The organism is Salinicola sp. (genome assembly GCF_982684285.1).
This window is the reverse complement of record NZ_CEXLVS010000188.1, coordinates 1-8,089: the sequence shown is the minus strand read 5'-3', so window position 1 is coordinate 8,089 and position 8,089 is coordinate 1. Positions and strand designations below refer to the sequence as shown.

The following is an 8,089-nucleotide window of genomic DNA, read 5'->3' as shown; positions in this document are numbered from 1 at the left end:
CCCAGAAACCAATTTTTCCCCTCTCCGCCGCTCGCTACAGTCCTCTAGCGTCTGCTGTCGCCCCTGCCCGCCCGTTGGCGGAGGACGGCAGCGGGACGGGACTCATCCCTGCCGATCGATCACCAGACGACGATCGATAACAAGACCAAGAGGAACGCGCCATGATCAAACCTCACCTCGGGACGCTCATCCTGGGCGGCCTGCTCTGGAGTGCCGCCAGCGCCACCCAGGCGTTCGAACAGACGGGAAAGGTGGATTGCATCGCCCCCGCCAATCCCGGCGGCGGCTGGGATTTCACCTGCCGCTCCGTGGGTCGGGTGCTCGGCGACCTGGACCTGGTGGACGGCAACGTCCAGACCACCAACATGCCAGGAGCCAGTGGCGGTGTCGGCTTCTCTCACGTGGTTCAGAAACGTGCCGGCCAGGAGAACCTGATCGTCGCCGCCAGCACCGTGACCACCACCGGCCTGGCTCGCGGCCAGTTTCCCGGGATGGACGCCAGCATGGTCAACTGGATCGGGACGCTGGGCGCGGACTACGGGGTCATCGCCGTCGCCGCCGACTCGCCGTATCAGTCGCTCTCCGACGTCATGCAGGCGCTGGAGGAGAACCCCCGGGCCCTGACCTTCACCGGCGGCACCGCCACCGGCGGCTGGGACCATCTCAAGCTGCTGATGGCGGCCGATGCCGCGGGCGTCGACGACCTGGCGCGCATTCCCTATCTCGGTTACAACGGCGGCGGCGAGGCGGTGACACAGACCCTGGGCGGCCACGTCGATGCCTTCACCGGCGACATTTCGGAAGTGATCAGCTTCATCGAGGCCGGCGACCTGCGCCCCCTGGCGATCCTCTCCGAGGAGCGCCTGCCCGGCAAGCTGCACGAGTGGCCGACGGCGCGCGAGCAGGGAATCGACACCATCGCCCCCAACTGGCGCGGCTTCTACATGCCGGCGGAGGTTTCCGACGACGCCTACGACTGGTGGGTCGACACCATCGATACGCTATACGCCAGCGACGAGTGGAAGAGCGTAATGACGCAGAACGGCCTGATGCCGTTCGAAATGCATGGCGAAGCCTTCACGGCCTTCGTCAACGACCAGATCGCCCAGATCAGCGATATCTCGCGCCAGATCGGTCTGTCCCGGTAACCCGCCTGGCAGCCGGCGCTCGCTCGAACCATCGAGCGAGCGCCGTTCATCGTATCGCCGGCCTGCCGACGGGCCCAAGCGAATAAACACTCATTATCCGACGAAAGTTGTAGTCAGAGCGCCTAAGCTGAAGGGAGTCGACAATAGCAACAACAGGCTCCCCCATGAAGGCATCGGTCATCAATACGACGGTGGCGGCGTGGCTCGATGCGCTGCCGTTCTGGCTCACGGCAGCGATCATCATCGCTGTCACCATCGCGGCGCATGCGCTGCTCAAGTACGTGCACTTCCGGCTGAAACGAATCGGCGATGGCCGCAACTCCCTGCTCGGCACCACCGCCAAGGCCGTCCACCCGCCGCTGGTGGGCGTGCTCTGGGTCTATGGGCTCTTTGGCGCGGCCCACTTTCTGATCCCGAATGCAGTCGAGGGCCACGCGCTGATCATGACGGTCGCGCACTTCTGTGCCGCGCTGCTCGGCGTCTGGCTGTTGATTCGTCTGTGCCGGCGGCTGGTCGCCACCATGGATCGCTGGGGCGATTCGCGCACCTCGATACTGGAACGCTTTCTGGTGCCGTTCATGGCGCGCTGTCTGGCCGCACTGATCCCGATCTTCGTGCTGTTTTCGCTGTTCCCGGTCTTCATCACCTCGGCCAGCCTCGATGCGGCGCTTCATGATCTCACCAGCCTGATACTGATCGGCAGCATCGCCGGGGTGCTGATTCACGGCGTGAATATCAGCGAGCGCGCGCTGAGTGAGCGCTACAAGTTCGACGACGAAGATGCCATCGCGCGCAAGGTTCATACCCAGATCACGGTGCTGCGCAAGCTGATCAATTTCGTGATCATCATCCTGGCGCTCGCCTCGATGCTGATGGTGTTCGACAAGGTTCGTCAGTTGGGTGCCAGCATTCTGGCCTCGGCGGGGATACTGGGCGTGGTGCTGGGCTTTTCGGCGCAGAAAGTGCTGGGCAACCTGATCGCCGGGATCCAGATCGCGCTGACGCAGCCGATCCAGTTGAATGACTCCGTCATCGTCGAGGGCGAGTGGGGCTGGGTAGAAGAGTTGACGCTTACCTACGCGGTGGGCAGAACTTGGGACTGGCGCCGGGTCGTATTGCCGATCACCTATTTCGTCGACCACCCCTTCGAGAACTGGACCCGCCGCGACAAGGATCTGATCGGCGTCGTCATTCTCTACGTCGACTACCACCTGCCGATGGAGCCGCTGCGGGCCGAGTGTCAGCGAATCGCCGAGGCCTCGCCATTCTGGACCGGACGAGTGTGCAAGGTCCAGATGTTGGAGATGACCGAGCGCAACAAGCAGCTGCGTGTACTGATCAGCAGCAGCGGCGGACCCAACACGTTCGATCTGCGCTGCGAAATCCGGGAAGGCCTGATCGACTTCATCTGCGACAACTACCCCGAGTACCTGCCGACCCTGCGTCTGGATGTCCCCCAGCGCGATGGCGGCAACAAGCCGTCGGACCCGGCGACAACGAGAACCGCGGGGGCCGACGACCAAGGCAGCAGAGCCGGCACGGCCCAGTGATCACTCCCGGCGATAGACGTCGTCGAAGCGCTCGATGTCGTCCTCGCCGAGGTAGCTGCCGCTCTGGACTTCGATCAGCTCCAGTTCGATCTTGCCCGGATTCTCGAGACGATGGACCACGCCCAGCGGGATGTAGGTCGACTGATTCTCCTCCAGCAGGAAGGTCTCCTCGCCCCGCGTCACCCGTGCCGTACCGCGCACCACGATCCAGTGCTCGGCGCGATGGAAATGCTTCTGGAGCGACAGCCGGCCGCCCGGCCGCACGCTGATCTGCTTGACCTGGTATCGCTCCGCGGCGTGCACGCCGTCGTAACTGCCCCACGGCCGGTGGACGCGACGGTGCTGATCCCATTCGGTGCGATTCTGGCGCTTGAGCGTCTCGGCAATGCGCTTGACCGCCTGCGAGGCGTCGCGATGCGCCACCATCACGGCATCCGGTGTCTCGACGATCATCAGGTCGCTCACGCCGATCGCCGCCACCAGGCGGCTCTCGCTGTGTATCAGGCTCCCGCTCACGCCGTCGACGATCACATCCCCGCGCAGCGCGTTGTCGTCCTCGTCCCGGTCGGAGATTTCCCATAGCGACTGCCAGGAGCCGACGTCCGACCAGCCGGCATCCAGCGCGACCACGCTGGCGTCCGGGGCGTCCTCCATCACGGCATAATCGATCGACTCGGCCTCGCAGGCACTGAAGGCCTCCGCTCCCACCCTCAGGAAATCGAGATCGACCTGGCGCGCGTCCCAGGCCGATTTCACGGCCGCGAGCATGGCCGGCCGCTGCCGCTCCAGGGCCTGCAGGTAGCGGTCCGCACGCATCAGGAACATGCCGCTGTTCCAGAGGTAGCGGCCGCTGTCGAGATAGGACTGCGCGGTCTCCGCATCCGGTTTCTCGACGAAGCGCCGGATCGGCACCGCGCTATCGGCGCGCGGGGTCTCCGCGGCTTCGATATAGCCGTAGCCGGTCTCCGCCCGCGTCGGCGACACGCCGAACGTCACCAGCCGGCCCTGCTCCGCCGCCGCCCGCGCCGGCGCTATCGCCTCGATCAGCGCCTTCGGGTCGGCCACCGCGTGATCGGCAGGCAACACCAGCATCAGCGCATTCTCGTCGCGGTCAAAGGCCTGCAACGCCGCCAGGGCAATCGCCGGTGCGGTGTTGCGCAGCGCCGGCTCGAGCAGGATATCGCCGGTCACGCCCGCCTCGCGCAGCTGCTCGGCCACCAGGAAGCGATGGGCATCCTGGCAGACGACGATCGGCGCCGCGGGCGATAGTGGATCGAACCGCGCCAGCGTTTCCACCAGCATGCTGCGACGCCCGGTGATGGGTAGAAACTGCTTGGGGTGACTCGCGCGGGACATCGGCCACAGACGCGTGCCGGCACCGCCGGCCAATACCACGGGTATGAGCATCCTTGCCTCTCCTTCGCGCTCGGTTGTCGGGCTGGGCATGGTCGGGCGCTCAGTGCGCCGGACGGCCGCTGATGCGTAGCGAGTCGCCGCGGCCCACCGCAAAATAGAGCAGGCCGGCGGCGCGAACCTGATCGGGTTCGAACAGGTTGCGTCCATCCACGATGACCGGTGTCCGCAGCGTGCGGTGCAGATGGGCGAAATCCACCGTCCGGAAGGATTTCCACTCGGTGCAGATCACCAGCGCATCCGCCCCTTGCAGCGCTTCGTCGCGCCCCCCGACCAGCGTCAGGTCGTCGCGCTCGCCGTAGATGCGTCGACACTCCTCCATGGCTTCCGGGTCGTACGCCCGAACCCTGGCGCCAGCGGCCCAGAGCGCTTCCATCAGGTGGCGGCTCGGGGCTTCGCGCATGTCGTCGGTATTGGGTTTGAACGCCAGCCCCCAGACCGCCACCGTCTTGCCGTCCAGCTGGCCATCGAACGCCTGGCCGAGCTTCTCGAACAGGGTCGACTTCTGGCGGTCGTTGACCGCCTCGACGGCATTGAGCAACTGCGGATCGTATCCGATCTGGCTGGCGGTCCGCGCCAGCGCCTGGACGTCCTTCGGAAAGCAGGAGCCGCCATAACCGCAACCGGGATAGATGAAGTGATAGCCGATTCGCGGATCGCTCCCGATGCCCCGGCGAACCTGCTCGATATCCGCCCCCAACCGCTCGGCGAGATTCGCGATCTCGTTCATGAAGCTGATCTTGGTCGCCAACATCGCGTTGGCGGCATACTTGGTCAGTTCCGCGCTGCGCACGTCCATGAACATCAGTTTCTCGACGCGCCGGTTGTAGGGTGCGTAGCACTCGCGCATCAGCCTTTTGACCCGCTCCGAGTCGGTACCCACGACGATACGGGCACCGTGGGTGAAATCCTCGATGGCGGCACCTTCCTTCAGAAACTCCGGATTCGAACAGACATCGAAGTCGAGGGACACGCCGCGCTCGCCCAGGGTCCCGGCGATGGCCTCGTGAACCCGATCCGCGGTACCGACAGGCACCGTGGACTTGTCGACCACGACCTTGTACTCCTCCATGTGCTGGCCGATGGTCTTGGCCACCGCCAGCACGTACTGCAGATCGGCGCTGCCGTCCTCGTCCGGCGGCGTGCCCACGGCGATGAACTGCAGCGTGCCGAACGCCACCGCTTCCGCGGCATCGGTGGTGAACAGCAGCCGCTGCTGGCCGACGTTCTCGGTGACCAGCGTCTCCAGCCCGGGCTCGTAGATCGGAATCTCGCCCTGCTTGAGCCGGGCGACCTTCTGTTCATCGATATCCATGCACATGACTTCATGGCCCGCATCGGCCAGACAGGCCCCGGTGACCAAGCCGACATATCCGGTACCGAAAATCGTGATTCGCATTGCTATCCCTTCAACCATCGGATGAAAAAAGCGCGAGCCGCGACATCGCGATCCCGTGTGCGGGTCGCGGTCGCCGCCTGGCGATTGTGGTCTATGGTAATCGGTTTTCGACGGCGCGGCGCGGGTCGCCGGATGAACGCCAGTAAAGCGTGACCAGCCCCGCCACGATCAGATTGTGGACATAGATGCCGGTCCAGAACGAGAGGTAGGACTCGAACTGATTGACGATCAGCCAATAGCAGAAGAACGCCACCGCGAACAGCGCCACGTCGTTGGGCATGTCGCCCCGGGACCAGGCTCTCCAGGTGATGGTTCCGACCCATGCCATCAGGCCGACCATGCAGGCAAGCCCCAGGACGCCGTAGTTGACGAGCGTCTCCAGCAGGAAGTTGTGCAGATGTCCGAAGTGGGTTTTCACATACTCCGGCAACCAGGGCGTGTGCTCGATCACCAGCTCGCGCCCGTTGCTGCCCCACCCGATCCAGGGTCTCTCGCCGATCCATTGGGTGGCCGCGACCCAGGAGTGGATGCGGATGCCGATGCTGGTATAGGGCAGCGTATCCAGCCGTCCCGACAGCAACTGCGCAATGATCTGATCTTCCGCCAACGCCCGATCGGTCAGTACATGACCGAACAGCACCGTCACGATCACGGCTGCCAGAAGCAGACCGGCGCCGATCCCCACGGTCTTCCGGTTGAGCAGGCGGACCCGATAGCGTCTTTTGGCGTAAACGCCGACCGCGAGCAAGGCGACGATCGCGGAGACGAACAGCGCCAACCAGACGGCCCGGGTCTGGCCGAACAGAATACCCACCAGCACCATCAGCATCATGCCGAACCAGACGCAGGCGCGGCCCCGGCGAAACCCGCCGGACCAGCAGAAGCGTCGGGCAAAAATACAGAGCCCGAGCAGCGCGACGCCGAACAGCATCGAGGCGTGCTGGTTATTCTGGATCCCAAACCCGACGCGATCTCCCTGCAAGCCGATGAGCCAGGACTCGCGCCCCTCGGGGAGCACGATCGTCGTCAGCAGGAAGGCCACCAGGGCGAGACCCCAGACCCAGAACATATGGCACAGGCTCCCTCTCAACCACCAGGCGATGGCAATGAAGATGAACAGCTTCGCCAGCCTCTCCGTATCGGGGTTGGGCCTGGCCCACTGCGGATGATCGCCGATGGCGAGCCACCAGCTGACGATCTGGACCAGGCAGACCGCCACCAGCAGGATCAGTGCCACGCTTTTCCGCCGCCAACCGCCGTAGATCAGTAACGAAGCCAGCCCCAGAAAGGCCATGTAGGGTTCGATGACATCCTTCAACGAATGCGCAGCGATCCCGAAGGCGGCATAGACCAGTACCAATAAAAATCCCAACCACCAGATACCCCTAGGGCAGTACCAACCCATCTCTTTCCCTCATGCTTTTCACTTGAAAACGAAAAACGCCGCATGGGCGGCGTCACAAATCACCTATCTCGAAACGAACATTCACGGATATCGTGCCAGCCAACCGCCCTCAATAGGCGTGGGGATTCGTGAACCCCCGGAAGAACGTCAGCAGAATGATTCTCAGGTCGAGCCATAGAGACCAGTTCTCGATATACCAGAGATCGCACTCGATCCGCTTGTTGAGATCCGTGTCGCCACGCCAGCCGTTGATCTGGGCCCATCCGGTGATGCCGGCCTTGACCATGTGCTTCTGCATGTAGCCCGGTATCTCGTGCTTGAAGCGCTCGACGAAGATCGTGCGCTCCGGCCGCGGGCCGACGATGGACATGTCCCCGCGAAGCACGTTGATGAACTGGGGCAGTTCGTCGAGGCTGGTCCGCCTCAGGAAGGCGCCGAAACGTGTCGTCGACTTGTTCCTCGCACCGCCCCAATCCACACCGCCCTGCTCGGTATCGACGTGCATGGAGCGGAACTTCAGCATCCAGAACGGTCGACCGTTCCAGCTGACGCGCTCCTGCCGATAGAAGATCGGGCCTTTCGAGCTGACCCGCACCCCCAGCGCCAGGATCAGGAGCAGGGGTGCGATCGTCACCAGAATCAAACTGGACAGCAATACGTCCAGGATGCGCTTCTTCATTCGCCGCCACCCGGTCATCGGCGAACAGCACACATCGATGAGATGCTGCCCGGCGATGACCGACGTGCTGTGATTGATCAGGCGCAAATCCGACAGGTTCGGCATCAGGCGAATATTGGCAGTGACCGTATCCAGCGCATCGATGATGCGATGCGCATCGTTCCCGCGGGACAGCGGCAGACATACCCAGACCTCGTCCTCCTCGACCGTGATACGTCGTCCGAACTCGTAGTTATCGACCACCCCCTGGTATTTCTTGAGCCGCCGCCCGAGACCGTAATCCAGGACCAGAACGCGAGCGACATCGAATCCCTGCCCCGGGTCCCGGCGCAGGGCGTAGAAGGCGTTGCGACACGACGAAGCGTCGCCGATCAATAGAACCTTGCGCTGGTTTCGGCCATGCTTGCGCAGGCTTGCGATCAACGGATAAGCGATCCCGCGCGCGCTGGTGGAGAGCGCGAGGGCCAGCAGCATCCATCCCAGCAGCCAGATACG

6 protein-coding genes are annotated in these 8,089 nt (G+C 63.9%); 2 read left to right on the top strand and 4 right to left on the bottom strand.

Annotated elements, in window-relative coordinates:
- The first annotated feature begins 161 nt into the window (after window positions 1-161).
- Window positions 162-1,148: a Bug family tripartite tricarboxylate transporter substrate binding protein gene (locus AC3AYF_RS15195; protein ID WP_487779940.1), complete on the top strand. Its 987-nt coding sequence runs from the start codon at window positions 162-164 to the stop codon at window positions 1,146-1,148.
- 164 nt (window positions 1,149-1,312) lie between these two features.
- Window positions 1,313-2,698 carry a mechanosensitive ion channel family protein gene (locus AC3AYF_RS15190; RefSeq protein WP_295040406.1) on the top strand — a complete coding sequence of 462 codons (1,386 nt, stop codon included), beginning with the start codon at window positions 1,313-1,315 and terminating at the stop codon, window positions 2,696-2,698.
- On the opposite strand, the gene AC3AYF_RS15185 is transcribed toward AC3AYF_RS15190, so the two are convergent.
- The 4 genes from AC3AYF_RS15185 to AC3AYF_RS15170 all read right to left on the bottom strand — a co-directional run.
- Entirely contained in the window at window positions 2,699-4,105 is a 1,407-nt protein-coding gene (locus tag AC3AYF_RS15185; RefSeq protein ID WP_487779939.1) for a mannose-1-phosphate guanylyltransferase/mannose-6-phosphate isomerase, read from the bottom strand.
- 49 nt (window positions 4,106-4,154) lie between these two features.
- On the bottom strand, window positions 4,155-5,510 hold the full coding sequence (locus AC3AYF_RS15180; RefSeq protein ID WP_295040409.1) for a UDP-glucose dehydrogenase family protein: 1,356 nt from the start codon (window positions 5,508-5,510) through the stop codon (window positions 4,155-4,157).
- 91 nt (window positions 5,511-5,601) lie between these two features.
- Complete coding sequence (locus AC3AYF_RS15175; protein WP_295040411.1) at window positions 5,602-6,882, bottom strand: O-antigen ligase family protein; 1,281 nt, start codon at window positions 6,880-6,882, stop codon at window positions 5,602-5,604.
- A 142-nt stretch (window positions 6,883-7,024) separates the two neighbouring features.
- Window positions 7,025-8,089: undecaprenyl-phosphate glucose phosphotransferase (locus AC3AYF_RS15170; protein WP_295040413.1), on the bottom strand; the 1,065-nt coding region annotated here is incomplete at its 5' end.

What these genes read in the sequence shown, in the direction of transcription:
- AC3AYF_RS15185 (WP_487779939.1), bottom strand. Translation starts at nt 4,105, where the DNA reads ATGCTCATACCCGTGGTATTGGCCGGCGGTGCCGGCACGCGTCTGTGG.
- AC3AYF_RS15190 (WP_295040406.1), top strand. Translation starts at nt 1,313, where the DNA reads ATGAAGGCATCGGTCATCAATACGACGGTGGCGGCGTGGCTCGATGCG.
- AC3AYF_RS15180 (WP_295040409.1), bottom strand. Translation starts at nt 5,510, where the DNA reads ATGCGAATCACGATTTTCGGTACCGGATATGTCGGCTTGGTCACCGGG.
- AC3AYF_RS15195 (WP_487779940.1), top strand. Translation starts at nt 162, where the DNA reads ATGATCAAACCTCACCTCGGGACGCTCATCCTGGGCGGCCTGCTCTGG.